This is a genomic window from Microcoleus sp. Pol7_B2, assembly GCF_036701035.1.
Taxonomy (GTDB): domain Bacteria; phylum Cyanobacteriota; class Cyanobacteriia; order Cyanobacteriales; family Microcoleaceae; genus Microcoleus.
Window position 1 is genome coordinate 12,742 of record NZ_JAUBQB010000042.1, and the last position, 25,403, is coordinate 38,144.

Annotated in this window: 22 protein-coding genes and 1 pseudogene; 12 read left to right on the forward strand and 11 right to left on the reverse strand. The window is 45.5% G+C overall.

Annotation, left to right across the window (positions count from 1 at the left end):
• Positions 1-155: 155 nt before the first annotated feature.
• From QUA57_RS16700 to QUA57_RS16730, 7 genes and pseudogenes are all read right to left on the reverse strand, one after another.
• Positions 156-794 carry a DUF4340 domain-containing protein gene (locus tag QUA57_RS16700; protein WP_333062376.1) on the reverse strand — a complete coding sequence of 213 codons (639 nt, stop codon included), beginning with the start codon at positions 792-794 and terminating at the stop codon, positions 156-158.
• A gap of 260 nt (positions 795-1,054) precedes the next feature.
• Positions 1,055-3,208: a Gldg family protein gene (locus QUA57_RS16705; RefSeq protein ID WP_333062378.1), complete on the reverse strand. Its 2,154-nt coding sequence runs from the start codon at positions 3,206-3,208 to the stop codon at positions 1,055-1,057.
• A gap of 44 nt (positions 3,209-3,252) precedes the next feature.
• Positions 3,253-4,155 (reverse strand): Rpn family recombination-promoting nuclease/putative transposase, encoded by a 903-nt coding sequence (locus QUA57_RS16710; RefSeq protein ID WP_333062380.1) that lies wholly within the window; start codon positions 4,153-4,155, stop codon positions 3,253-3,255.
• A 172-nt stretch (positions 4,156-4,327) separates the two neighbouring features.
• The gene (locus tag QUA57_RS16715; protein WP_333062381.1) at positions 4,328-5,119 is read right to left on the reverse strand and encodes an ABC transporter permease; all 792 of its coding nucleotides are present in this window, start codon (positions 5,117-5,119) and stop codon (positions 4,328-4,330) included.
• A 2,203-nt stretch (positions 5,120-7,322) separates the two neighbouring features.
• Positions 7,323-8,393: pseudogene (locus QUA57_RS16720) on the reverse strand (ABC transporter ATP-binding protein); the annotation flags it as partial.
• Positions 8,394-8,805: 412 nt separating this feature from the next.
• Complete coding sequence (locus tag QUA57_RS16725) at positions 8,806-10,449, reverse strand: WD40 domain-containing protein (RefSeq protein WP_333062384.1); 1,644 nt, start codon at positions 10,447-10,449, stop codon at positions 8,806-8,808.
• A 161-nt stretch (positions 10,450-10,610) separates the two neighbouring features.
• A complete protein-coding gene (locus QUA57_RS16730) occupies positions 10,611-10,817 on the reverse strand; it encodes a hypothetical protein (RefSeq protein WP_333062386.1) in 207 nt (68 codons plus the stop codon).
• A 188-nt stretch (positions 10,818-11,005) separates the two neighbouring features.
• On the opposite strand from QUA57_RS16730, the gene QUA57_RS16735 reads away from it, so the two are divergent.
• Positions 11,006-11,353, forward strand: coding sequence for a DUF2442 domain-containing protein (locus QUA57_RS16735; protein ID WP_333062389.1), 348 nt, complete (start codon positions 11,006-11,008; stop codon positions 11,351-11,353).
• A gap of 109 nt (positions 11,354-11,462) precedes the next feature.
• Here the strand turns inward: QUA57_RS16735 and QUA57_RS16740 are convergent, their stop codons facing one another.
• Positions 11,463-12,161, reverse strand: a complete 699-nt coding sequence (locus QUA57_RS16740; RefSeq protein WP_333062391.1) for a pirin family protein — start codon at positions 12,159-12,161, stop codon at positions 11,463-11,465.
• Positions 12,162-12,277: 116 nt separating this feature from the next.
• On the opposite strand from QUA57_RS16740, the gene QUA57_RS16745 reads away from it, so the two are divergent.
• Both QUA57_RS16745 and QUA57_RS16750 read left to right on the forward strand, forming a co-directional pair.
• Positions 12,278-12,616: a winged helix-turn-helix transcriptional regulator gene (locus tag QUA57_RS16745; RefSeq protein WP_006633569.1), complete on the forward strand. Its 339-nt coding sequence runs from the start codon at positions 12,278-12,280 to the stop codon at positions 12,614-12,616.
• Positions 12,617-12,685: 69 nt separating this feature from the next.
• Positions 12,686-13,084: a DUF4112 domain-containing protein gene (locus QUA57_RS16750; RefSeq protein ID WP_190737102.1), complete on the forward strand. Its 399-nt coding sequence runs from the start codon at positions 12,686-12,688 to the stop codon at positions 13,082-13,084.
• A gap of 200 nt (positions 13,085-13,284) precedes the next feature.
• Here the strand turns inward: QUA57_RS16750 and QUA57_RS16755 are convergent, their stop codons facing one another.
• Positions 13,285-14,307 (reverse strand): low specificity L-threonine aldolase, encoded by a 1,023-nt coding sequence (locus QUA57_RS16755; protein WP_333062393.1) that lies wholly within the window; start codon positions 14,305-14,307, stop codon positions 13,285-13,287.
• A gap of 82 nt (positions 14,308-14,389) precedes the next feature.
• Here QUA57_RS16755 and QUA57_RS16760 point away from each other — a divergent pair, with 82 nt between their 5' ends.
• The 6 genes from QUA57_RS16760 (at position 14,390) to QUA57_RS16785 (ending at position 19,355) form a co-directional block, all read left to right on the forward strand.
• Complete coding sequence (locus tag QUA57_RS16760) at positions 14,390-14,602, forward strand: DUF2997 domain-containing protein (RefSeq protein ID WP_333062395.1); 213 nt, start codon at positions 14,390-14,392, stop codon at positions 14,600-14,602.
• A gap of 11 nt (positions 14,603-14,613) precedes the next feature.
• The gene (locus QUA57_RS16765; RefSeq protein WP_333062396.1) at positions 14,614-15,396 is read left to right on the forward strand and encodes an XRE family transcriptional regulator; all 783 of its coding nucleotides are present in this window, start codon (positions 14,614-14,616) and stop codon (positions 15,394-15,396) included.
• A gap of 20 nt (positions 15,397-15,416) precedes the next feature.
• Entirely contained in the window at positions 15,417-17,048 is a 1,632-nt protein-coding gene (locus QUA57_RS16770; protein ID WP_333062398.1) for an Hsp70 family protein, read from the forward strand.
• A 54-nt stretch (positions 17,049-17,102) separates the two neighbouring features.
• A complete protein-coding gene (locus tag QUA57_RS16775) occupies positions 17,103-17,708 on the forward strand; it encodes a hypothetical protein (RefSeq protein WP_333062400.1) in 606 nt (201 codons plus the stop codon).
• A 31-nt stretch (positions 17,709-17,739) separates the two neighbouring features.
• Positions 17,740-18,597 carry a bifunctional class I SAM-dependent methyltransferase/HIT family protein gene (locus QUA57_RS16780; protein ID WP_333062402.1) on the forward strand — a complete coding sequence of 286 codons (858 nt, stop codon included), beginning with the start codon at positions 17,740-17,742 and terminating at the stop codon, positions 18,595-18,597.
• Between the two features lie 188 nt (positions 18,598-18,785).
• Entirely contained in the window at positions 18,786-19,355 is a 570-nt protein-coding gene (locus QUA57_RS16785; protein ID WP_333062403.1) for a hypothetical protein, read from the forward strand.
• Positions 19,356-19,446: 91 nt separating this feature from the next.
• Here the strand turns inward: QUA57_RS16785 and QUA57_RS16790 are convergent, their stop codons facing one another.
• On the reverse strand, positions 19,447-20,001 hold the full coding sequence (locus tag QUA57_RS16790) for a GNAT family N-acetyltransferase (protein ID WP_333062404.1): 555 nt from the start codon (positions 19,999-20,001) through the stop codon (positions 19,447-19,449).
• 512 nt (positions 20,002-20,513) lie between these two features.
• On the opposite strand from QUA57_RS16790, the gene QUA57_RS16795 reads away from it, so the two are divergent.
• The 3 genes from QUA57_RS16795 (at position 20,514) to ilvA (ending at position 24,374) form a co-directional block, all read left to right on the forward strand.
• A complete protein-coding gene (locus tag QUA57_RS16795; RefSeq protein WP_333062405.1) occupies positions 20,514-21,686 on the forward strand; it encodes a DUF262 domain-containing protein in 1,173 nt (390 codons plus the stop codon).
• A gap of 6 nt (positions 21,687-21,692) precedes the next feature.
• The gene (locus QUA57_RS16800; protein ID WP_333062406.1) at positions 21,693-22,757 is read left to right on the forward strand and encodes an MAE_28990/MAE_18760 family HEPN-like nuclease; all 1,065 of its coding nucleotides are present in this window, start codon (positions 21,693-21,695) and stop codon (positions 22,755-22,757) included.
• Between the two features lie 105 nt (positions 22,758-22,862).
• Positions 22,863-24,374 carry a threonine ammonia-lyase, biosynthetic gene (gene ilvA, locus QUA57_RS16805; RefSeq protein WP_333062407.1) on the forward strand — a complete coding sequence of 504 codons (1,512 nt, stop codon included), beginning with the start codon at positions 22,863-22,865 and terminating at the stop codon, positions 24,372-24,374.
• Between the two features lie 123 nt (positions 24,375-24,497).
• Here the strand turns inward: ilvA and QUA57_RS16810 are convergent, their stop codons facing one another.
• Positions 24,498-25,358 carry a DUF6920 family protein gene (locus tag QUA57_RS16810; RefSeq protein WP_333062408.1) on the reverse strand — a complete coding sequence of 287 codons (861 nt, stop codon included), beginning with the start codon at positions 25,356-25,358 and terminating at the stop codon, positions 24,498-24,500.
• Between the last annotated feature and the right edge of the window lie 45 nt (positions 25,359-25,403).

Genomic DNA, 25,403 nt, shown 5'->3' on the forward strand with positions numbered 1-25,403 from the left:
GATTTGTTCTTTAAATTCTATCCCAGAGCGCACCATTGTCAGCCACAGGCAAGATGCCTGTTCCACAAGAAAATTCACTCTTTGTGGAACAGGCATCTTGCCTGTTCATAAAAGCCTTATTGAGAATGGTGCAACATCTCAGATCCAACGGCCATCTATTTATTCTCAGGACTTGGCGTCGGAGAGGGTTTTTGCGGTTTCTCTGTTTTGGGTTCTTCTGCTTTTTTCCACTCTGACAAAGGTCGCTGGACGGCATTTTTAAAGTCAAAAGGCACTAGCAGCACGGCCAAATTTTGGGCGGAATTTTGAGGGGGCGCTTCCGGCGGATTGGCTTGAGCGTACAAGAAGCGGCCGCTAAAGTCTGTTTTGCCTAATACTAGGCGGTGAGTTTCCTGGTTGTCCAGCTTTACTGTGACTGTAGCTTGGGGTTGGTCGAGACCGAATTCTGGCAGTTGAGCAGCAGTAATATTGATCGTGCGATCGCTCTTTCCTGTTGCCAGCCTGTCGAGCAAAAAATCCACCGATGCCTGACTTGCGTGTGCTTGCACTGGCAATTTCATTTCCCAGCTAGACTTGCCTCCTTTTGTAGCATAAACTCTCTCAAAAGTCAATATTTTTTCGGGAGTTTTGACTGTAAAGAATTGTATGCGATCGGAGTTAAAAGCAAAAATTTTCTGTTTTTCTTCCTTAGCGGCTTCCTCTTTCGGAGATACTTGCATCTCGAACAAAGCAACCAACCCAGTCATGCTCAACGCGACGGCTATCAATACTAATGTATTTTTCTGCAATTTCATAGTAACAGCAAATTCGGCATGGTAATGGGGAATGGGGAATGGGGAATGGGGAATGGGTAAGAGACGCACCCTAGGGAAATTAGGAATTAAGAACTTGTACGCTCGCGTAGCCGAAGTATTAGGAATTGACAACGGGTAAGGTGCGCCGGGTCGCGCACCTTACGGAATTAGGAATTAGGAATTAGGAATTGGTAAGAGGTGTAAAAACCAGAAAGAGGCAAATAAATCCGTTAAATTCCTTAGAGAATTTGTTGGCGAACTTATCTTCTCTTCCACCAGATAGCGCCGCCAATTCCCAGTCCGAGTAAAGGCCAAATTAGCCAAGCTAACACCAGCAATCCTACTTGGATAGTCGTCATGTTAATACGGCGGTTGGTAGCTTTTTTCGGACTGATAGAAAAGCTTTGCTGGTCTGGTTTACTCAACCAACTGACTGAATTGAGAAACACGTCGCTATTGAGTTGTTGGTCAAACCAACCGTTAGTCACAAATTGAGATGTGCCAATTACTACCATTCGCGATGTTTTTCTAGGAGTTGAAGGCGCGGAAGGAGTTGCGGTTGGACTGGGAGATGTTGTGGGAGATGCTGTGGGAGATGTTTCTGGTGTCGGTGCGGGAGATGCTGGGGGAGATTCTGTCGGTATTGGCGAACTTTCTGGAGATGCTGTGGGATATGCTGTCGGAGATGCTGCCGGTGTTGGCGAAGTCGTCGGTAATACTGGAGGCGTAGCTTCTTGCGAGACAATCACCGAATAGCTGATTGGGGAAGCTGTTGGTGAAGTTGTCGGCGATGGTGAAGTTGTCGGCGATGGTGAAGTTGTTGGCGATGGCGAAGTTGTCGGCGATGGCGAAGTTGTTGGCGATGGTGAAGTTGTTGGCGATGGTGAAGTTGTTGGCGATGGTGAAGTTGTTGGCGATGGTGAAGTTGTTGGCGACGGTGAAGTTGTTGGCGATGGCGAAGTTGTTGGCGATGGTGAAGTTGTTGGCGATGGTGAATCTGTCGGCGATGGCGAAGTTGTCGGCGATGGTGAATCTGTCGGCGATGCTTGGGGTGAAGGCGATGGCGTTGCCGGTGATGCTTGGGGTGAAGGTGAGGGGGAAGTTGGTGCTGGTGAAGGTGAGGGCTTTAAGGGAGTGCTGTCAGTGGACGATCGAACTAACGCTACACCTAATAATAGCGGGCCTTGTCGATCGGTCTTTTGATCGAACTCCAATTTCCTCGTCGTCAAATCGCTTTCCGCCCAACTTTCTTGACTCGTCCAAATCAGCGGTTTTTCCTCTATCCCTTCTACGGGCGAGGTTTCCAAAGCACGCGCAAACGGATAGAAAGAAATGCCGGTGCCAAAACTTTGAGTAATCGGATGTTCGCCGTAGCGCCTGACTGTGGGAACCGTGGGGCCAAGACCAAATCTTTGACCAGTGCCCGAAGCGTCGATGGCCAAGCGGGTGTCTAGTTTTACGCCCCATTCTTGCAGCAACTTGTCCAATCCCGTATTAGTTGCCGGGTCTACCATTAACAATAAACTGCCGCCGCGATCGAGATAAGCTTGTAGTGCTTTAATTTCTGTATCGGAAAAAGGTTTGTCCTGTCCCGGAACGATTAAAGCATCTGCATCTTCTGGCACTTCTTTGCGTTCCGTCAAATTCAGCGTTTGGGCGTTGTAGTATTTATCTTTCAGAGCTTTTTCAGCTTGCTGAATTCCGCCTTGACCTTCCTGTAGCGGGCGGGCTCCTTTGCCTTGCAAAAAGTAAACTGTAGCAACGCGAGTGCTCAGGATTTCTTCTAAGCCATTGGTAAGTTTTATCTCTGAAAGCCCTTGATTCGGGTCGCTACCAAAAGTAGTGCCGCCTTTTTGCAGTACCTGTTTTTTGTCGCCGGATTGCAGGTAAACTTCTCCGATGCTGGTAATACTAAATTCCCGCGCTTTTCCCGGTTGGGTCTGCGGGTCAACAAACTCGAATTGGAACTTTTCGCCTCCCTCGCGTTTGTAGCTTTGCAGCAATTCTTTAATTTGGGGGTTTTGGATGGGGTCAAATACCCAAACTTTGACTGTTTGTTGCAGGTTTCGCAGTATTTGTTGAGTCTGCGGGGCGAGGGTAAATTGTTGGCTTTCGGTTAAGTCGATGCGGACGGGATAGCGAACGGCTATAAAGTTAATTACTCCGAGAATCACAAAGACGGCGAGGGTAGCAATCAGGGCGTTGGTGCCCGCTTGAGTGGAACGCTGCCCCCAAAAGCTTTGTTCGTAACTCAAATATAGCAGCCAAAGTGCGATCGTCACTGCTCCGGCAATAACTAAACCGACTGTCAGGGGGTCCCATACTCCAGATACAAGTGCTGCTGTAACCCCCGCTGCGATGAGGAGGGGGCCCAGCAAAAAAACATATTTCCAATTTTTTTTGCTAATTTTCATAAGGTAAATATTGAGTGAGAAAATTCCGCTTCGAGGATGTTATTCTATATCGCATTAGCCTGCAACCATGCTGTTAAATCTGACTGATGGTTGAAATCCAGCACGGCATCTCCTAGTTCTTCTAATTGCTCTACGCCTAATTCACGGATGCAGTTTTCGGTTTCCGGTTGTATTGTGCCTAAACGCCGCACTAGCTGACGCAAGATTAACGAAAGTTGAGCGGTTTTGGTCACCTGTTCTCTTGCTACATCTATGGCAATCTGCTGGTCTTGAATCCACAGTTCTTGCTTCTCCAATTCATTTAATTCTTGCTCAGTGAAGTTGTCCTCGTTGGCAATTCTAAAAGCTTTCTGAATTTCTGGAACTGCACTGAGTGTTTCTGGTACTGCTTCCAGAGTGCTGGTATTTTCGAGAAAGTAAATCCATTGCTCTGCAGTTGTTTCTAATTCTGCTAATTCCTTGCTAAATTTTGGCAGTTCGATAAATACTAATTCTATTTCAGTATCTGGACACTCAAACTGTTGCTCTTTTTCTTGAAAAACAAACCGTGACATAAATTCCGGCTGATTTTCAAACATTTCAAAGTCGGTAATTTTCAAGGAAATTACTGTTTTTAGTCTTTCGTAGCGTTCTTTTCCTGTTAATTGCTGGCTGTAGCTTTTGGCAGCGTTGTACAAAACTCTGTTCCCAAAGGAAGGCACGTTGATCAGTTGAATTTCAACTAGGGCAATTCTGTCGCCGTTAATTGTGGCTTTGACATCTAGGTGTGTGTCTTGGACTCCGAGAGTTGGAGTTTCTGGCGGGGACTCGATTATTTCTAAGTCTTCGATGATCGGCTGTGCTTCATAAAGGATGGCGTTTAAAAAATTAATCAGGATGTCTTTGCTGTCGCTGGAACCGAATATTTTTTTGAACGCAAAGTCGATTTTAGGATTGATAAATCTCATTATTTCAAGAAATTAGTGGAATAACTAACATTAATTGAGAATTGGGAATTGGGAATTGGGTATTGGGAATTGGGTATTGGGAATTGCTGGTGTTTACTTTAATGTGCAACTCTCCAAATCTCCTACTTTCCCACTCTTTCCTCTTTATTCCCCGAAGCCTTCCCGGATGCTTTTAGGAACGCTGATATCGCAGCGCATCGATGGATTGGGCAGTCAGAAATACTCCTAAAATGATGTAACTGGCAAACATAATTAAACTGCTGGTATCGAAAACTCCCTTGACAAGATTGGTGTAATTTGTTAAAAGCGACAAATGCCCTAATGCTGTGCCGAAGGGGCCACCGATACTGACGGCGACTGCATCGATCACCCAGAGAAATAATACTAGAGCGAAGGTGAGGATGGCGGATAAAATTGTGCTGTCGGTGAGGGAGGAAATAAACATTCCGAGGGACAATACTCCTGCTGCTAGTAAGATTAAGCCGGCGTGTCCTAGCAGAAGAACTCCGGGGGGTACGGGTGGGGTTGAGGAACTTAGGGCGATCGCCTCGCAGAACAGCAGGGGCAGCAACATTGTGGTATAAAATGTTAAAACTCCCAGGAGTTTGCCGGTAGCAACTGCCCAGTTTGTTAAGGGCGATGTGGCTAATAGTTCTAGGGTGCCGCGTTTGCGTTCTTCTGCGTAAAGTCCCATTGAGAGTGCGGGTAGTACGAACAAGGAAAGGGAACCCATGATTCGCAGGAATAGTTGTAGGAATTCGTAGGCTACGTCGATGGGAGGTTCGGTAATTCCCATTTGGTCTCGCTGGCCGATTTGGGGAATTAACCCGTCGGGGGCGAGGAGGATAGCTATTAAAAAGTAGCCGGTGATTAGCCAAAAGACTGCTGCGATGGCATAGGCTAATGGCGAAGCAAAATAGCTTTGTAGTTCTTTGCGGTAAATTGCGATAATATTACTAATCATTACTAACCTTTAAAAATTGGGAATGGGTAATTTGCCATTGGTAATTGGTTCATTCTGAGTCGCCTGCGGGTGGTTTTTCGCTGTCGTCGCTATCCTGTTGCTTTCTTTCTATTTGTCGCTTTTTGGTAATAGGTGGCTGTTCTGGTCGAGAATCGCTAGTTGGTTGTGGCTTTTTTTTAAGTGGCCGTTTTTTTACAACTGGTTCGGATTCTGGTTGAGAACGTTCGCTCGACTTTGGTGCATCTAAAATTGGTTCGGATTCTGGTTGAGAACGTTCGCTCGACTTTGGTGAATCTAAAATCGGTTCGGATTCTGGTTGAGGATGCTCGATCGACTTTGGCGCATCTAAAATCAGTTCAGATTCTGGTTGAGAAAGCTCGACCGGCTCTACCATTTGAACAATGAGCTGATTTTCGACAACCGGTTCTAGTTGAGGATGTTCGATCGACTCTACCGTTTCTGAAACTTCTAGATTTTCGACAATCGGTTCTGGTTGAGAATGCTCGCTCGACTCTACTGTTTCTACAATGAGCAAATTTTCGACAACCGGTTCTGGTTGAGAATAGTCGATCAACTCTACTGTGTCTGAAACTTGCAGATTTTCGACAATCGGTTCTGGTTGAGAATGCTCGATCGACTCTTGTGTTTCAACAATGAGTAGATTTTCGACAATCGGTTCTGGTTGAGGATTCTCGATCGACTCTTGTGTTTCAACAATGAGCAGATTTTCGACAACTGGTTCTGGTTGAGAATGTTGGCTCGACTCTACTGTTTCGACAATGAGTAGATTTTCGACAACCGATTCTGGTTGAGGATTCTCGATCGACTCTTGTTTTTCTACAATTTCCAGAAAATCTGCCACTGGTTGCATTTCTGGTTCTAAATCGCTTATTTCCTCTGATGTTTCTGCAACTGGTTGGGATTCTGGTTGAGGATGCTCGCTCGACTCTACGGTTTCTACAACTTGCAGATTTTCGACTATCGGTTCTCGTTGAGGATGCTCGCTCGACTCTACGGTTTCTACAACTTGCAGATTTTCGACTATCGGTTCTCGTTGAGGATGCTCGCTCGACTCTACTGTTTCTGAAACTTCTAGATTTTCGACTATCGGTTCTCGTTGAGGATGCTCGATCAACTCTACCGTTTCTGAAACTTTTATATTTTCGACAATTGGTTCTGGTTGATGATGTTCGATCGACTCTACTGTTTCTGAAACAACGGGCAGATTTTCGACAATTGGTTCTGGTTGATGATGCTCGATCGACTCTACGGTTTCTGAAACAACGGGCTGATTTTCGACTATCGGTTCTGGTTGATGATGTTCGATCGACTCTACGGTTTCTACAACTGGTTCGGATTCTGGTTGATGATGCTCGATCGACTCTACGGTTTCTGAAACTTGCAGATTTTCGACTATCGGTTCTGGTTGATGATGTTCGATCGACTCTACGGTTTCTACAACTGGTTCCGATGCTGGTTCATGATGCTCGATCGACTCTACTGTTGCTGAAACTTCTAGATTTTGGACAATCGGTTCTGGTTCACGATGCTCGATCGACTCTACTGTGTCTGAAACTTCTACATTTTCAACAATCGGTTCTGCTTCACGATGCTCGATCGACTCTTGCCTTTCGACAACTGGTTCGGATTCTGGTTGAGGATGCTTGATCGACTCTACGGTTTGTGAAACTTCTAGATTTTCGACAACTGGTGCTGGTGGAGAAGGTTCTATCGGGAGTCTCTCACTTTTGTAAAAAATGTTTTTTACAAAAGTGAGCATCCTGCTTGCTTGTTGAGATATCTGTAGCGAGTAAGATGATCTGGTTCCTGTGACACCCAAACTGAGATCCTTTCCTTTTATCGGCTGTACGGTTTCTACAACTGGTTCGGATTCTGGTTGAGGATGCTCGATCGACTCTACTGTTTCTACAACGGGCAGATTTTCGACTATCGGTTCTGGTTGAGGATGCTCGATCGATTCTACTGTTTCTGAAACAACGGGCAGATTTTCGACTATCGGTTCTGGTTGAGGATGCTCGATCGACTCTACTGTTTCTACAACGGGCAGATTTTCGACTATCGGTTCTGGTTGAGGATGCTCGATCGATTCTACTGTTTCTGAAACAACGGGCAGATTTTCGACTATCGGTTCTGGTTGAGGATGCTCGATCGACTCTACTGTTTCTACAACGGGCAGATTTTCGACTATCGGTTGCGATTCGGATTGATGATAATCCGCGATCGAGTCTTGAGTTGTTGCCGCTTCTTGCAGATTTCGATCGACCTCCGGTTCGCTATGAACCAGATTTTCTTCCGGTTTCTTTTCAGCCGCTGTCAGCCTTAAAAACACATCTTCCAGAGTAGCGCGAGAGCGACGCATTTCGCACAGTCCAAATCCAGAGGCGACGATAGCTGTAGCAATTTCTCGTCCGGGTTCTATGTCGGATTCGCACAATGCCCGCAGGCGGTAGCGACCCACTAAAAATTGATTGCTTGGAATCAATTCGACCGATCGAACTCCCGGCAAATTTTCCAAAGAAGGCAACAGCAGACTGTTTACCAAATCCCCCTCGCCTTCAACTTCGAGTTCGTAGCCCTCTCCGGCGGCCAACTCTTCCATCAAATTTTCGGGACTACCCGCAGCGACGATTTTTCCGCGATTGATGATGGTAACGCGGTTGCAAGTCATGCTGACTTCCGGCAGAATGTGCGTGGAAAGGATAATTGTGTGTTGGCCGCCAAGGCTTTTGATTAAATTGCGAACTTCGATGATTTGTCGGGGGTCGAGGCCCACGGTTGGTTCGTCTAAGATAATTACCGGGGGGTCGTGGACGATCGCCTGGGCGATACCGACGCGCTGCCGAAATCCTTTAGAAAGCTTGCGGATTAAAACTTTCCGTTTATCAACCAGGCCGCAGCGTTCGATCGCGGAGGTAACTCGTCGCGCGCGATCGCCCGCAGGTACTTGCTTAATTCTGGCCACAAAAAACAGAAACCCTTCCACAGTCATTTCTGGATACAGTGGCGGGTTTTCCGGCAGATAGCCGATGCGCTGTCTGACAGCCATCGAGTCTTCGTGAACATCCATGCCGGCGATGCGGGCCGTACCGCTGGATGCCGGCAAATATCCCGACAAAATCCGCATCGTTGTGGTTTTGCCCGCGCCGTTTGGCCCCAAAAAACCGAGAATTTCTCCTGATTCGACCGAAAAAGACACGTCCGCGATCGCTGCGGTCGAACCGTAAGTTTTGCTTAAGTGTTCTACTTCAATCATTTGTCAGAAGTCACGCGATTTTAGGTTTTAGATTTTAGATTTACTTTGCCAACCACAGGCGGGACGCCTGTTCCACGAAGTTGAGAGTCCCGCCCGATCGGCGGGTCGATCGAAATTTATGGCGAAATTTTTAATTTGATTTTGTCTTCCAGTGTAGTCTGGCAAGAACCAAATCTATCATAAGGGTCGAGCGTACTTTGAAGCAAAATGCTAGGTAGTACGGTGCGAAGCGCGGAAATGATTCGCCGATGTACATCGAATCGCTCCAACTGACGCACCCTACCAGTAGAGTCCGTGCCTAACCGAACCCTCCATTAGCTGCCTTCGGTACAGACGCGGGGCTGTTTCTAGGTTGAGTAGCGCTTACGCGCCCCTCCGCCTAACGCGCCTTCGTGGTTCGTTCAAAAAAATCTCAACTCCTTTTCCAAATCTTAATTTCCCCCAACCAACCCGCACTAACAATAGTCTTACCGTCGCTGCTAATCGCCACAGCGCTAACGTAGCCAGAATGACCGCTCAAATTACCTCTCAATTCGCCCGATCGCACATCCCAAAGTCTCACACTCTTATCCCAACTGCCAGTAACCAGCGTAGTGCCATCCCGACTGAATACCACCGACCAAACTCCGTCAGTATGCCCGCTTAAACGCCGAATTAACTGCCCGTTTCCGGCATTCCACAACCCAACAGTGCCATTGCTGTTTCCCGCAGCTAAACTTTTGCCGTCGGGAGTAAAAGCTAGCGACAAAACAGACAAGTTTTTGCCGCTAATCGTGCGAATTGCTTGACCTGTAGCTAAATTCCACAACCTAATTGAACCGTCTTTGCTGCCGCTAGCTAAAGTTTTGTTGTCGGGACTGATTGCAACAGCATTCACCAACCCAGAATGCCCGGTCAAAGTCCGCAGCAACTCTCCTGTTTTCTGGTTCCAAATCTTAATCGTTTTGTCCCAACTGCCACTGGCTACAAATTGACCGTCGGGACTAACGGCAACGCTCGAAACTGCATTGGAATGCCCGCTCAAAGTGCGTACAACCGCGCCAGTTTCTAAATTCCAAATTTTCACAGTTTTGTCGTCGCTGCCGCTAGCTAACACCTTGCCATCCGCACTCGCGGCCAATGCGTTTACTGCTTCCGTGTGTCCTTGCAGGGTAGTTTTTAATTGCCCGCTGGGAAAATTCCAAACTGAGATTGTGCCGTTGCTATTTCCTGTAGTAAAATAAGCTGAAGCTAGGGCAAGGGAGCTAACAACTTCCGAAGGCCCTTTGAGGGTATTTGTGGCAGCAAAGGCGATCGCACTTGCGGGCGTGCGGGGCGCATTATTCGCCGGAGTTTTTGGGTTTCCCGCAGTAGGAGATTGAGGAACGACTGGCAGCGAAACAGTCGATCGCCATTTCATGAAAGTATTAATTTCTATTCCCGCAGCCACGATTTTATCAGAATTGTCCTCTAACCTGACAATGCCGTTAATTGCCACAACTCGGCCTGCGTCATCGAGCACGGGTCCGCCGCTCATTCCCGCTCTCACTAAGTTGTTGTATACCAAAGTATAACCGTTCCAAGGAGTTTGGCGGCCGGTAAGCTGACCTTCGGTAGCGATGAAAATCGGCTGTCTCAGAGAACCGCCGGATATCGGCCAGCCGGCCACATAAGCCTTGTTTCCCTTAGTTGCTGTGGAATTGGCTAATTGAGCCAGGGGGTAGCTTTGAGTGCTGCTGAACGGCACGACGGCTAAATCCATCCCTGGCACTCGCCGCACGAGGCTATAGTATACAGAGTGAGCTTTGCCGTCCGGAGTTACGACCTCGTAATCGCCAGCTTTATCGACAACGTGCCAGTTTGTGAGAATATAGTATGTGCTGCCTTGTTTTTCTAAAATTACTCCAGAACCGCCTTTTGTCCCCTGGATACGAACAGTAATTTGTTGGGCAACGGTTTTAACTTTGTCGGCGGTTAATGCGAGGGCAATTTGAGGCGATGTCAGTGGGATGAGAGCGATCGAACTCAGGGCGATCGTAGTACTCAAAATAGCCGGAATTGTTCTGCTGTAATTCATTATTGTGTCAATCTAACATACCCACATATCACCTGACGCATAACTTTTCCGGTTTGTGGCATATTGACGGTTGAGAACGCCAAAACACCTGCGCGATCGAAATTTCGACATTTGCACAAGCATAAAAATATTTGACACAGCCCTCTGCCTAGCAGAAAAATTTAGAATCGGGAACCGCACCTAGCCTCAACAATAGCCACTGGCTGATCTCTATTCTTTTCTCGGCAAATCAGAATTTGAGCCAAACGCTGCTCGGAATAATACCCATTAGCCATCCAGCCGAGGGGTGCGCCTGCGATCGCGCCAACTGCTAAACCAGTGATGAGGCTCCAAACAAGATGCTTTCTGGCGATCGGCTGTTGTTCCATGAAAATTTATCCTAAACATTTACCTTACCAGAAATACCACACATAAAAGTTAGTTTCTTCCTCCTATTTACTTATTTCCTAAGTAGTAACCCATTATTAAATATCATCTCCTTCACAGTCCGCTTAACACAATCCCATGCGGCAATAATCAAGTATCTAAACTTAACCAAACCGATGGCAAGAAATACATGGTATTTAGAAACTGGGACAAAGAGTTAACTGAGGAAAATCTCCGAGAGCAAATAACCAAAGTCCAGCAAGCATGGAAAAACACTGAGGCTACAGAACCCCGCGCCGAATCCATGTATTACAATCAGTCTGAAGATTTAATAGTGATCGAATTAAAAAATGGTGCTATTTTTTGTTTTCCCCCAAGCCTTGCACAAGGCTTAGAAGGCGCTTCACCAGAACAGTTTGCTGATGTTTGGCTACCCCCTTCCGGTAACAGCGTACACTGGGAAAGTTTAGATGTTGATTTTGGCATTCCCGAACTTGTAGCAGGTATTTTTGGGACAAAATCTTGGATGGCTGATTAATTTCTTAGTCGCCCTCTGCTCGGACTTTGTTTAACAAGAAGCGATGTCAATAACCGAACGATCTAAAATCCCCGACTTCTGGGAGAAGCCGGGGATTTATTGTGTAATTTTATGCCAAATCAAACAGCAAAAATTCAGCATCTTCCGTAGCTTCAATCGCCAATTCAGACTCGCCGCTAACTGCCGCAGCGTCGCCATTTTTCAAAGGCAAACCGTTGACCAAAACCGAGCCGCGAGCAACTTGCACCCAAGCGTGGCGATTCGGCTGCAAAGCATGAGAAACCCGCGAGTCTTTATCCAAAACAGCCGCATACAAATCAACATCTTGATGCACTTTAACAGCACCATCTCTCGCATCTCTTGCGGCCACTAAACGCAGTTTTCCGTGCCTTTCTGCTAGGGGAAACTCCCGCTGTTCGTAACTCGGAGGCAAACCCTGTGTATCGGGTAAGAGCCAGATTTGCAGCAAATGAACCGGGTCTGTTTGCGAGTTATTGAACTCGCTGTGCTTGATCCCCGTACCTGCACTCATCCGCTGTACTTCACCGGGTTTAATCACTGCACCGGTACCCAAACTGTCCTTGTGTTTTAATGCTCCTTCTAATACATAAGTAATGATTTCCATGTCACTGTGTCCGTGAGTGCCGAAACCTTTGCCGGGGCTAACGAAATCCTCATTAATTACCCGCAAAGATCGAAAATTCATATAATTTGGATCGTAATAGCCGGCAAAAGAAAATGTGTGGTAACTGTCCAGCCAACCGTGATTAGCGTGTCCTCTTGCTTCACTTTTTCTGACGGTAATCATTTTCTGAATCCTCAGTGAAATTTATCCGGTGTTTCTTTGATGTTTTTATTTTAAACCGAGTCAAGTTATTATGGATAGTACGCACTTAAAAGTGCGATACTTACCAAAAAGATACTATGCAAGTCCAAGAAGTAAAGGTCGATCGAGCAAATTGCCCTGTAGAACGCACTCTAGAGGTGATTGGCGGGCGCTGGAAAGTCTTGATTCTGCGGGAGTTGTTTCAAGGAGTGAAGCGTTTTAACGAGCTGCAACGAGCTGTCAACGGCATTACTCAGAAGATGCTGACGCAGCAACTGCGGGAAATGGAATCAGACGCGATCGTGCATCGGGAAATTTACCTGCAAGTGCCGCCAAAAGTTGAATATTCGCTAACGCCTTTGGGTGAAAGCCTCAAACCGATTATTAATGCCATGCACGAATGGGGAATTCAGCATATTAGCGAAGATGGAAAATGAGCAGTTTCTAGATTTTTTTTCCGTCTTCCGACAGATTTCAAACTTTCAACCTAGTTCAACAATAATAATATGAACAACATAGAGCGTCTCGCCACCCTCAACCGCATCCGCAAACTCAGCCGCCTGATGGATACCGCCATTGGCATCCCCGGCACCAAATTTCGCATCGGCTTAGACCCCATTATCGGTTTAGTTCCGGGTGCTGGGGATATCGTAGATACCGCGTTTTCCGCCTACCTAATTTATTTAGCAACTCGATTCAACATTCCCCAAAAAACTCTAGGGAAAATGATTTACAATATCGGTCTAGAAGCCGTTGTTGGTTCAGTACCTTTAGTAGGAGATATCTTCGATGCTTTTTATAAATCAAACATGAGAAATCTAGCGCTTTTAGAAGCACACCTCGAAGAAGCTGAACCAGAACTAGCTGCCGTTGCCGAACCTGTTCCTCAATCTATTAAATTGTAGGTACGAATTTCACAAACAATAATTGTAAATAACCAACAATCTCTCAAGCTCGCTCCCATCAAACGAAAAATCAGAATGTAGATTTCCCGCATTCGATTCAAATTTAATGTTGATGTGGGTTATCTGTTGTGGGGGGCGGGTTTATCTAGATTGTTGGTACTCGTCAGATATTATTCGTAAAACTCGCCCTTACGAAATAATCACTGATGTCGTTTAGCCGCTTCCACCAAAGCAATAACATCTTCTTCTCTAGTATTAAAAGCCGTTACCAGTCTAACAGTACATTCATCCCAGCGATAAAACAGAAAACCCTCAGCTAAAACCGATGTAATTACAGATTCTGGAAGTTGAATAAAAATCTCGTTGGCTTCAACCCGATGGCAAAACTTCGCTCCCTCAACTCCCGCCAAACCTTGGGCTAGTTGGGTGGCCATATTATTTGCATTAGCCGCATTCTTCAGCCACAAATTATCGGTTATATACGCTTCCAACTGCGCCGACAAAAACCGCATTTTCGAGAAAAGATGCCCGCTGCGCTTGCGGTAAAAAGGGAAAGTCTTTGCTAATTCTTGATTAAAAAAAACCACAGCTTCTGCACCCATCGCGCCGTTTTTTGTCGCTCCAAACGATAGAATATCCACACCCGCGCGCCAAGTGACATCCGCTGGAGAACAGCCCAAACTGACAACAGCATTGGCAAAGCGAGCTCCATCCATGTGCAGGTGCAAATTGTGAGCGCGAACTAATTCCGAAATGTGGGAAATTTCTGCTGGATTGTAGACTGTGCCGGCTTCCGTTGCTTGAGTGATGCTGACGGCTGCGGGCTGTACGTGGTGGACGACACCTGCACCAGCGCGATCGAGTATTTTTCCTAAAGTCTCTGCCTCTATTTTACCATGATTTCCTGTTACTGTCACTAACTTTGCACCGCCTGTAAAAAACTCCGGCGCGCCGCATTCATCTAAATTAATATGAGATGCCGCGTGACAGTAAACAGCCCCGTAAGGAGGAGTAACAACTGCAAGGGCAAGAGCATTAGCAGCAGAACCAGTTGCTACTGGAAAAACAGTCACCGATGTCTCGAACAAATCCGAAAATTCAGCTTGCAAACGCTGCGTATATTCATCATCTCCGTAAGACATCACAGCACCGCAATTAGCCGCTGCAATAGCAGCCATAATCTCCGGCGAAACCCCGGTTGCATTGTCGCTACAAAAATTCATTAGAATAATTGGTAAATAGAATCTATAATATAACTCAACACTCCGCAGTCAACACTCAAGCATTAAACCAAGAGGAAGAATTATGGCAGAATACCGCCAAATAGAATACCGCATCGGCAAAGACGGAAAAATTACCGAAACCGTCCTCAACGCCACGGGTTCGAGTTGCACCGAAACCACCGCCGGAATTGAAAAAGCCCTCGGAGAAGTAGAATCTCAAGACTTGCTACCAGAATATTATCAAGGCGAAGAAAATTTGACCGTTGAACAAACGCAGACTTTAAAACAAGTTTAGAAGAGTTAAAGATGTTTGAGTTCCTGGGTGCAACAGTTGATGTAACAACAGTGCCTGCCTTCAGCTTCGCGCTGGCTGTCGGGGGCATTTTTCTAATTTTAGTCTACGTTTATGCTGCATCTGAGGCGGGAGATGCGATCGAGTTTAAGTACGATAAAATTCTGCGGGAACGCATGAATCAGCTAGACATTCTCGATTGGCAAGACTTAGGCGAAAAAGCAGGCTTAAGTCGCTTTGGAGTGCGCTTAGTGCGGCAGGGAGACGTGGGAAAACTCACCGTAGACCAACTGAGACGGCTGGCAACAGTGCTGAATTTGAATTTTCAAGAGTTCGATCGCACTTTGCTCGCACTGCCAATATCCGCTACAATCACAACTGATCCCAGCGAAATAGAAGAATTGAGGCAGCAGTGTTTCCGGCTGCGATCGGAATTGCAGCAGCAAAAAGCTCAACTAACTGCTGATTTTCGCCGCGCTACCTTTGAACAGTTGCAAACTTTGTTAACCAACTATCCCGCCGCCCGCAAAATGGCAGAAGCCAAGCCGGATATGCCCGCCAAAAACCTCTCAGCTTTGTTTACTCCCTTAGAAAATCTCTTGTCAAGTTGGGATTTTGAAATGATTGGTTCTGCGTGGGAACAAACTGCTTACAATCCGCAGTTGCACCAGCCGGATGTTGAGGATATAACCGAAGGAGAATTAGTTTATATTCGGTTTGTCGGCTATCGAGAGGGAGAGCGAATTCTTACTCCTGCTAAAGTTAGTCGTACCCTTCCAGCGGGAATGAAAAATTAAATTTTAAATTATAAATTAACATGACTACAGTTGCCATTGACTTCGGCACCAGCAATACGGTTGTCTGCATTCTTAACCCGGATACGAAAACACCAGAAACTTTGCGATTGGGCGAGATGTCCCGCATTTTTAAAACGAAGAATTTGAGCGGAGATATTCGAGAAATATCTGTAGTGCCGACTTTAGTTTTTGTGAAAAATGCCGAAGAGTTGGTGCTGGGAGAAAAAGTGCGATCGCAGCGTTTGGGACAATCCCAGCCAGACCGCTTTTTCAAAGCTTTTAAACGCAATTTAGCTGCGGACTTTCAGCCACCACCCCGCAATATCGACGGCGACACCTACACAGCCGAATCAGTAGCCGAACAGTTTATTAAGACTATTTGGAAACAATTATATTTACAAAATATACAGCCAGACAAAGTAATTTTTACAGTCCCCGTTGGAGCTTTTGAGCGATATCTAGATTGGTTTCGCGACTTAGGAGAAAGTTTGGGAGTTGCGGAAGTTCAGGTAATAGATGAATCCACAGCCGCCGCCCTGGGATATGCAGTAAAACGCCCCGGCTCTCTAGTTTTAGTAGTTGATTTTGGCGGCGGAACTTTAGATTTAAGTTTAGTCCGTACTGCTGTAACCCCCCCCTTACCCCCCCTTACCAAGGGGGAGAGAAATCTCGCTCCTCCCCTTGACAAGGGGGGGCTGGGGGGGGTGCGTGCCGAAGTGTTGGCAAAATCCGATGCTTATGTTGGCGGCGAAGATATTGACATCTGGATTGTCGAAGATTATTTGCGACAAATTGGTTCGTCGCGGGCAGAAGTCGGTCCAGTTGGCTGGCAAAATTTATTAGAAATAGCGGAAAAATTAAAAATTCAACTTTCTCAAGTTAATGAGGCGAAGGAAAGTTGGTTGGACGATGAAACTTTTATGTCTTACGACTTGCAGCTAAACCGAGAGAAGCTTGAGGAAATTATGGAATCTAGGCAGTTGTTAGAACAGTTGCGACAAGCTTTAGATGAAGTGCTGAGCATTGCAATGGGAAAAGGTATCGGCAAAGCAGATATTGAACAGGTTTTGCTGGTAGGAGGAACTTCTCTAATTCCGGCTGTATCTAATTTAGTGGTTTCGTATTTTGGGCGGCCAAAAGTCCAAACAGACAAGCCTTTTGAAGCGGTGGCGCACGGTGCTTTAGCCTTGACACAATTAGCGACTGTTGACGATTATTTGCGCCACAGCTATGCAATTCGCCTTTGGGAACCTTATGCTAAAGCTTATGCTTATTCGCCGATATTTAGCAAGGAAATGAAGTATCCCTGTCAAAGTTCCGAAGAGTTGACGCTGCAAGTGGCAATTGAAGGGCAAAGGGAAATTCGGTTAGATATTGGGGAAGTTGCGGAGGTATCACAAGCGGAGGTTATTTTTAACGAAAAAGGGCAAATGACGAGCAGCTTGCTCAACAAAAAAACTGATTTTCGGTCTCTGGAAAGCCACCACCAGCAGGTTTGCGTAGCGCATTTGAATCCGCCCGGGGTATTGGGAATTGACAGGGTTTCGGTGAGTTTTGAGGTGGATGAGAGGCGGGTTTTGTTGGCGACGGTACGGGATTTGGTGACTGGTAAGGTGTTGGTGGAAAAAGGGGCGATCGCCAAACTGCAATAATGGTAAAATCTCAAGTATAATGGGTAATTTTTAGTTAATTTAACGACTTTAAAAATGTCATATAGTGAATTTACTACTATCACCAAAGTGCGTGCAGCATTTAACCTCACTGTTAATGAAAAAACAGTTTTGTTTGCAGATGTAGAATCAATTGCACCTAGCGACTATCTGAAAACAACCCTAGCAGAATATATCCCTCTCGCCAATGCTATCAATACTGAAAAAGCTCGCTCGGAGTTAATTATTGCTCCCGTATTATTAGAAGTACGGCGCATTTTAAACTTCCAAATCGGCTTTTTTTCCGGCACGGAATTTAATGCCGATCCAGAAAGTGGACTTAACGGGTACTGCGATTATATCCTCACCGCATCCAGCGATTGGTACGAAATCCGAACACCAGTTGTTACCTTAGTAGAAGCCAAAAATGAAAACATCAAAAACGGATTAGGACAGTGTATTGCTGAAATGTTGGGAACCCAGCGATTCAATCAACAGCAAAATGATGAAATTGAGGCGGTTTACGGAGGTGTTACCACGGGAAATGCTTGGAAGTTTCTCAAATTGGTAAATCAAACAGCTTTTATTGACTTGAACGATTATTATATTAACGAAGTTGACAAAATTCTCGGAATTTTAACAAAACCTTTACGCAAAGACTAAAAACAACGATTGAAATCAAATTTATGCCACCATGAAAAAGCAACAAAATAAATTCAGCCACCTGACGGCAATCGAAAGAATTTATCTGTCATTTCCGGCAAGATTTTTATTGGATAAAAACTTGCTACAAGGCAAAGTCTTAGATTTTGGGTGCGGCTTGGGCAGCGATGTTAGATTGTTGCAGCAAAAAGGCTTCGATATTACGGGTTATGACCCTTATTATTTCCCGGAATTCCCGGAAGATAAATTCGACACCATCATTTGTTTTTATGTTTTGAATGTTTTGTTTCCTGAAGAACAAGCTAATGTCCTGATGGAAGTGTCGCACCTGTTGAAACCCGGAGGGAATGCGTATTTTGCGGTGAGAAGGGATATCAAAAAAGAAGGCTTTCGAGAACACTACGTGCACAAAAAACCTACATATCAGTGCATTGTCAAACTTCCCTTTAAGCCAGTTCACCTAGATGAGTATTGCGAAATTTACAAATACGTGCATTACAATCATCAAAGAAATTCTATTAATAACTGCATATTCTGCAATCCGTATAAAAACCTAATTTTGCTAACTGAATCAGCAACAGCTTATGCGATGTTTGACGGTTATCCCGCTAGCAAAGGTCATGTTTTAATCATCCCCAAGCGTCACGTTGCTAATTATTTTGAACTGCCGTTTCGAGAGCAATCGGCTTGCTGGTTTATGGCTAATAAGGTGCAAAAAATGTTAATTAAAAAATTTCATCCTGACGGGTTTAATGTGGGAATAAATATTAATAAACAGGCGGGTCAAAGTCGCACTCACACGGCTATTCATGTTATCCCCCGTTACAATGACGATGCGGCTGGGAATAAAGGCGGAATTAGGTATGTGATTCCCAAGAGTGAAAAATAAAAGTTAGCCAATTGCGAAAGGAATTCTTTTTTACCGCAGAGGCGCAGAGAACACAGAGGAATAGAAAAGAGAGAAATTTATAATTTTTGTAAGGATTGTTATATTTGAGCAAACGGCGAGCAAAATAGAGTTAAAATGTGTTTGCAAGGTCTAAAACTACACATTAGCAGCAATTTGGTGTTCTGTTTATGTCTAAGCGCAAAAAGCAAGAATGGCTCAAGGAAACTCTAGAACTCAAAGAAGACCACAATTGGAAGTCAAAGCCTGGAACTCGAATTTTTGTAGCAGGAAGAGGTGCAGTCCGCTTTGATGCCCCGGAAGATTGGCATTTTGAACCGGATACTAATTCGTTCCGGTTTACGGATAAAAAGCCGCCGGATGATGATTGTCGTTTGGAGGTTTCGTTTAATTTGCTACCACCTGGTAACTGGGCAGATTTTCCGCTGGTGCCGCTATTACAGAAGGTGGTTGAAGATGATACGCGAAATCCGATCGCTTTTGGGGACATTATCCAATTGAAGCGGCAAACTGCCCGCGTTGTTTGGACTGAATTTAAGTTTATCGACCCTCCCGAACAGCGGGAAGCTTATTCGCGAATCTGTATTGGATTGGGTTCTAATGTTCAGTGTTTGATTACTTTTGATTACTGGGTTGACGATGCTGAACGTTTGACTCCTGTCTGGGATACGGTGATGGATTCGTTAGTTCTGGGTTTGTTTATTAGCGACCCTCGAACGGGGTTCGCACGTCCAGACTAGACCGATTTTATGGGAAACTTTCAAGAACTAATTTTGCTAAGTGTTGGATTAGCAAGCTACCAGTCAGTAAATTTAGAACCTACATTAAACTTTACAACCGCTTTGCCATGAAAATATCTGGCTTGCCAATTCCGTTCGCGTCGGGCATCACTCCGACGATCGCAAAACCCATTTTTTGATAAAATTCGTAGGGATGACCGCGCAAATTTCTAATTTTGGCGATGTGTTCCCAAACGTTAGGATAAAGATTGATGCCTGAAAGAGTGGTTTGATTGTCTTCGTCGTCGGTACCTACCCACAGGACGATCCCTCCCCGGTTTTTAGCTTCTGCTGCTAAATCAGCTACGAGCGATCGACCAATTCCTTGTCCGCGAAATTCTGTTCTCACTACCAGCGGGTGCAGTTCCCAAACATTACCGTCATACTGTTTAATCCCGCCAATCCATCCCAAAACTTGATTGCTGTCGCCAACAGCAATTCGACTGATGCGATCGGGTCCCAAAGATTCTTGCACTTCTTGCAAAGCAGATTTTAGATCGGGCCAAGCATCGGGCCAATGCTCTTTAAAACCTTCAACTATTAATCTAGCTACCTGTTGAATTTTTGGCTCGTCAACCGCACGCAAATCTGTAATTTGTACGTTCATGATTTTACATACTAAATTAAGGATTACGGACTAATACGCTCAAAAACCGGATTTTATAACCGGGTAAAGGGCAAAAACGAAGTCAGGACTCATGCAGAATCTAATTATATCAAATCCGCGTTAAAAACTCTCGATCCAACTCGGCAATTGAAATCGCTACGTAACAAAGTTGCCTCTGAGCGAGCGAGGAACTAACAAATAAAGAGGGTATTTAAGCTAGATTTGATCTTATTTCTTGTGCCGATCGAGCTTAAACGCAAGTTAGTAGAATACCCTTGAGGTTAAAACCAGTTTGTCGGGCGAGGGCAACATTCGCTACAGCTTGCCCGATCGCTAGCTTTCATATTTCAGTCTAGGCTAATTTTGCCATAAAATCGGATTTTGCGATCGTAAGGGCGATCGATCTTCTGCAGGGATAATTTGCGATCGCTAGTTTGCTAGATTTGAGTGGAGCGGCTAATCCTGAAAATGCTATAATTATTAACAAGTTGTGCTTAGGGAGACTCGGGAAAATGCAGATCGCACCATTTGAAGAAAAAATGTGGGAGAGTTCGCCAACAAAAACTCGCACTAAAATATCCGATAGTGAAATAAACGATAAGTACGAGTTAAGAGAGAATAGAATTCTTACTGAAATCAACCGTGAAAAGCTTCCGAGCTTTGTCCAGGCATTAAAGAATCCTGGTTATATGGAAGTGCGACCCTTTTACCAAAGAAGGGCGCGTTGGACTACCAAAATGCAATCCAAACTAATCGAATCATTTCTCATCAATATTCCAGTTCCATCAATAATTTTATACGAAAAAGATTACAATTCCTATGAGGTGATGGATGGTCAACAGAGAATTACTGCGATTCAGGATTTTTATGAAAACAAGCTTACATTAACAGGGCTTGAATTTTGGTCTGAATTAAATGGACGTACCTACAATCAACTTCCTCAAAAAATTAGAGCCGGTATCGACCGTCGTTCTATATCATCTACCGTAATTATTGCCGAATCAACTTCCGATCCTGAAGAGGCTCTATTCTTAAAACAAAAAACCTTCGAGCGCCTTAACACTGGAGGCGTAGATTTAAGTCAACAGGAAGTGCGAAACTGTTTGTATTATGGAAAGTTCAATGAACTGTTGCTAAAATTATCGCGCTATCCCATATTTGCAGAAGCTTGGGGAATTCCGACAGAGGATAACAGCGCCGAATTGGAGAAAAATACCCTTTATAAAAAAATGGAAGATGCTGAGTTAGTTCTGCGTTTTTTTGCGCTCAGAAATGTTGATAACTTCCAACGGGGAATGGAAGGGTTTTTAGATTTGTACATGATGAGAAGTTTAAATTTTGATGAGGAACATATCAATTACTTGGAATCTATTTTTCTCAAAACTATCACAATAGCTCACCTAATTTACGAAGAGCATTTATTCAAACCATTTGACCATAAAACTCAAACTTGGTCTAAAAAGGCTTATAAAGCATATTATGATGCAATTATGGTTGGTTTAAGCAGGCACTTGCAATATGAAAAAAGATTAATTGCTCTAAAAAACCGCATTATTGAAGAGACAAAGAACCTCTTTAAAAAACCTGAATCTCGTCTTCTCACAGGAGGTGGAAAAACCAAGGCAGAGATTCAGGATCGAATCAGGATATTTGACGAAATGCTTTTGCAAGTTATCGGAGAGTAACTTGCGATGTTTGACGAGCTTATCGAGACAGTCTGTCTTAAAATTTCCACTGTCCGTTCGATGATAAAAACTAACGATCGACTTAGAGAAATCGTATTTCAAGACAGTTCAGATATAAAAGAGTTGAAAGAAAATCCTGAATTTGCCGCATTAATAGAAGTAATCCCTAGCAAACAAGAATGGCGAATTTACGATCGCTCTGCTGTTGTAACCCGATTGTATGCTATTTACGAGCGCTTCGTTGAGGATTTAATTTCGGATTGGCTGCGACGGATGCCCGATTTGGTTCCGCGTTATTCAGATTTGGGACAAACAGTCCAAAATACCCATCAAGAGGGTATAGGGCGTTTATTGATTGACATCAAAAAGAATAGGTTTCAACACCTTTCAGTGGAGAAAGTAGTGCAAGGATTATCCTGTGGAATTACTGACACTGGAAAATACGAACTACTTCCTGATGCTTTCCTATTGCACGAGCAAAATTTACGGAAGGAAGTGCTAGAAACAGTTTTGAAAAATGCTGGGATTGATGAGGCGTGGAAATGGGTAATTAATCACAAAGAAATTAAATATTTTGTAGAGGAAGTTCGCGGCAGTCAAAACACGGCTGAAGGAGAACTAAAACAACTGGTTGACTATCGAAATAAAGCAGCACACGGCTCTACAGATGAGATTTTGGGGACTCAAGAACTGTTGGACTTAGGTGATTTTGTTGAGGCTTTATGTAAATCCCTCGCTGATTTAGTCACCTACAATATAATTTTACTCCAGAGCAATCGAGGGCTGGTAAGGGAGATTGGAGAAATTACTGAGTGGCTCAAAAAGCAACAAGCATACGTAGCCCAAGTTAAGGGAGTTACAACATTAACTGTAGGAGAACGTGTTTTTCTAGTTTTAGTTAATAATAAATTGTCGTACTGCTACTCTGCTAAAATTGAGAGCATTCAGCTTTATGATATTTCCCAAAATCATGTGGAAATAACCTCGGAAGAAGAAGTAGGGTTAAAGTTCGATCGCGATGCCAGAATTGGATTGACTATTTATGTAACTAAATCAAACCCAGTTGACTGAATCTTTCGTTAACTGCGATCGCCCGATCGCCAATTCCCCGCAAAATACTAACACAAGTGCCGTACAATTATCCCACCATCCGGCATCAACCCACCTGCTAACCCCATGCTTTGCGATTACCTGGTACAAATCCTCACCGCCCGCGTCTACGATGTTGCTCAAGAAACAGCCCTAGAATCCGCCCCGAATCTATCAGCACGGCTCAACAATAAACTTTTGCTGAAGCGAGAGGATATGCAGTCGGTGTTTTCCTTTAAACTGCGGGGTGCGTACAACAAAATGGCGCAACTCTCGCCGGATTTGCTAGCACAAGGTGTGATTGCAGCTTCCGCCGGCAACCACGCCCAAGGAGTCGCCCTCGCCGCCCGCCACCTGGGAACTCGCGCGATTATCGTCATGCCCGTAACGACGCCACAGGTGAAGGTAAATGCGGTGATATCCCGGGGTGGAGAGGTAGTTTTGCATGGGGATACCTACGACGATGCTTACGCTTTTGCGCGCCAATTAGAGGCGGAAAAAGGTTTAACTTTTATTCACCCTTTTGATGACCCGCACGTAATTGCGGGACAGGGTACGATCGGCATGGAAATTCTGCGGCAACATCAAAAACCAATTCACGCGATTTTTGTGGCAATTGGTGGCGGTGGATTGATTTCGGGAATTGCGGCCTATGTCAAGCGGTTGCGGCCGGAAATTAAAATTATTGGCGTCGAACCGGTGGATTCCGATGCCATGAATCAATCGCTGAAAGCCGGTAAACGGGTGCGTTTGTCGCAGGTGGGTTTATTTGCTGACGGCGTTGCTGTGCGGGAAGTGGGGGAGGAAACTTTTCGCTTGTGTCAAGAGTATGTGGATGAGATTATTTTGGTTGATACGGATGATGTTTGCGCGGCGATTAAGGATGTTTTTGAAGATACGCGATCGATCTTAGAACCTGCCGGCGCTTTGGCGATCGCAGGTGCGAAAGCTTACGTCGAACGGGAACAAGTCGCACGAGAAACGTTAATTGCTGTGGCTTGCGGCGCGAACATGAATTTCGATCGCCTGCGTTTTGTAGCAGAAAGAGCCGAGTTTGGCGAACGCCGCGAAGCCATTTTTGCAGTCACAATTCCCGAACAACCGGGAAGTCTCCGCAGGTTTTGCGAATGTCTGGGAAAACGCAATTTAACTGAATTTAGCTATCGAATTGCGGATGAGAAAGAGGCACATATTTTTATTGGTGTACAAATTCAAAACCGTGCGGATGCGGTAAAGATAGCGGCAAGTTTTGAAGATTGTGGCTTCAAGACTTTGGATTTAACTGATGATGAATTAACGAAACTGCACGTGCGGCATATGGTGGGCGGGCGTTCGATGCTGGCCGACCATGAATTGTTTTATCGCTTTGAATTTCCTGAACGTCCCGGTGCATTGATGAAGTTTGTCGGTTCGATGAGCCCTAACTGGAATATCAGCGTTTTTCACTATCGAAATAACGGCGCAGATTACGGGCGAATTGTGGTGGGAATTCAAGTACCGCCCGATGAGATGAAAGAGTGGCAGGCTTTTTTGGATACGCTGGGCTATCAGTATGGGGATGAGAGTCAGAATCCGGCGTATAAATTGTTTTTGAGGTAGGGTTTTTTGGGAAAGTTACCCTCTTTATGAAGGAGGCGGTTGAAACCGGGGCTAGCACGAGGGGATTGCCCCTACAAAGGAGAAAATCTCAGACTCAGACGCACCCTACAACACCAACTAGAATCATCGTGCAAACTCGAAGGCAATATTCGTGATGCGGCCGCGCCAGTAGGGCAATAGCCAGCCATCAGGCAGTTGCCACGCCACCTCACCCGAGAGCGGAATCCGCATACCGTCTCGCAATTCGTAGTCCCAGAAGCGGCCAATCCAGGGCGCAAACACCAGCCCGCCGTTAACTGTACGGGCGCGGGCCTCGGCGCGGACAGTGGCGATTAGCCCTGCTTCATCAAAGCGGAAATTTAGGGAAACAGTAGTGTCGCCATCCTGTAGCGTTGCTCTGGCGGAAGAATGGTCGATCGCCTCCCAGCGAACACCCTGACTCGGCAGCAGTCTCGTCGGATACCAAGCCGCCTCCGCGAAAAAGCGTATCAGTTCCCCTTGTGCCACTTCTGGAGTGCCGCGGATATCCGCCAGAGTCACCAGGCCCAGCAGCGCCGCATGGAGGATGCCTTCGCCAGAAATGTAGGCATCATGAACGAACGCATTGATACCGGGCATCATGACAATTCGCCCGTCCCAATCAAAGCCAGGGCGTTGAGTAATTACCAGTTGAGTTGAAGTGAAGGCGCTCCATTTTTCTGCAGTTTCGCTCATGTTAAACGTGCCTTCGTGGGAAACCCGCGCTGCTACAATTAGCGGTTGTCCATCTTCGAGCACCGCGCGAAAGTAGCGCTGCACGGGCTGGGGTAAATCGGCGATTTCCCGCGCATCAAATGTGAGAGGTTTAATCGGCAAGCGTGCAGCTTCCAGATTTGCTCGCAGTTCCTGGGTACCGAGATGCCAGCGGTATGCTCCAAGGGCGATCGCGCCAACCATGCCAACTACAAGCGCGAGGATAATTAGTACGATCGCCGAGGGCCACATGGTGATTCCTCTTGATACCTAAAAACGAGTTAATCAAGGGCGAGT

What these genes read in the sequence shown, in the direction of transcription:
- QUA57_RS16700 (WP_333062376.1), bottom strand. Translation starts at nt 794, where the DNA reads ATGAAATTGCAGAAAAATACATTAGTATTGATAGCCGTCGCGTTGAGC.
- QUA57_RS16705 (WP_333062378.1), bottom strand. Translation starts at nt 3,208, where the DNA reads ATGAAAATTAGCAAAAAAAATTGGAAATATGTTTTTTTGCTGGGCCCC.
- QUA57_RS16710 (WP_333062380.1), bottom strand. Translation starts at nt 4,155, where the DNA reads ATGAGATTTATCAATCCTAAAATCGACTTTGCGTTCAAAAAAATATTC.
- QUA57_RS16715 (WP_333062381.1), bottom strand. Translation starts at nt 5,119, where the DNA reads ATGATTAGTAATATTATCGCAATTTACCGCAAAGAACTACAAAGCTAT.
- QUA57_RS16725 (WP_333062384.1), bottom strand. Translation starts at nt 10,449, where the DNA reads ATGAATTACAGCAGAACAATTCCGGCTATTTTGAGTACTACGATCGCC.
- QUA57_RS16730 (WP_333062386.1), bottom strand. Translation starts at nt 10,817, where the DNA reads ATGGAACAACAGCCGATCGCCAGAAAGCATCTTGTTTGGAGCCTCATC.
- QUA57_RS16735 (WP_333062389.1), top strand. Translation starts at nt 11,006, where the DNA reads ATGGTATTTAGAAACTGGGACAAAGAGTTAACTGAGGAAAATCTCCGA.
- QUA57_RS16740 (WP_333062391.1), bottom strand. Translation starts at nt 12,161, where the DNA reads ATGATTACCGTCAGAAAAAGTGAAGCAAGAGGACACGCTAATCACGGT.
- QUA57_RS16745 (WP_006633569.1), top strand. Translation starts at nt 12,278, where the DNA reads ATGCAAGTCCAAGAAGTAAAGGTCGATCGAGCAAATTGCCCTGTAGAA.
- QUA57_RS16750 (WP_190737102.1), top strand. Translation starts at nt 12,686, where the DNA reads ATGAACAACATAGAGCGTCTCGCCACCCTCAACCGCATCCGCAAACTC.
- QUA57_RS16755 (WP_333062393.1), bottom strand. Translation starts at nt 14,307, where the DNA reads ATGAATTTTTGTAGCGACAATGCAACCGGGGTTTCGCCGGAGATTATG.
- QUA57_RS16760 (WP_333062395.1), top strand. Translation starts at nt 14,390, where the DNA reads ATGGCAGAATACCGCCAAATAGAATACCGCATCGGCAAAGACGGAAAA.
- QUA57_RS16765 (WP_333062396.1), top strand. Translation starts at nt 14,614, where the DNA reads ATGTTTGAGTTCCTGGGTGCAACAGTTGATGTAACAACAGTGCCTGCC.
- QUA57_RS16770 (WP_333062398.1), top strand. Translation starts at nt 15,417, where the DNA reads ATGACTACAGTTGCCATTGACTTCGGCACCAGCAATACGGTTGTCTGC.
- QUA57_RS16775 (WP_333062400.1), top strand. Translation starts at nt 17,103, where the DNA reads ATGTCATATAGTGAATTTACTACTATCACCAAAGTGCGTGCAGCATTT.
- QUA57_RS16780 (WP_333062402.1), top strand. Translation starts at nt 17,740, where the DNA reads ATGAAAAAGCAACAAAATAAATTCAGCCACCTGACGGCAATCGAAAGA.
- QUA57_RS16785 (WP_333062403.1), top strand. Translation starts at nt 18,786, where the DNA reads ATGTCTAAGCGCAAAAAGCAAGAATGGCTCAAGGAAACTCTAGAACTC.
- QUA57_RS16790 (WP_333062404.1), bottom strand. Translation starts at nt 20,001, where the DNA reads ATGAACGTACAAATTACAGATTTGCGTGCGGTTGACGAGCCAAAAATT.
- QUA57_RS16795 (WP_333062405.1), top strand. Translation starts at nt 20,514, where the DNA reads ATGCAGATCGCACCATTTGAAGAAAAAATGTGGGAGAGTTCGCCAACA.
- QUA57_RS16800 (WP_333062406.1), top strand. Translation starts at nt 21,693, where the DNA reads ATGTTTGACGAGCTTATCGAGACAGTCTGTCTTAAAATTTCCACTGTC.
- ilvA (WP_333062407.1), top strand. Translation starts at nt 22,863, where the DNA reads ATGCTTTGCGATTACCTGGTACAAATCCTCACCGCCCGCGTCTACGAT.
- QUA57_RS16810 (WP_333062408.1), bottom strand. Translation starts at nt 25,358, where the DNA reads ATGTGGCCCTCGGCGATCGTACTAATTATCCTCGCGCTTGTAGTTGGC.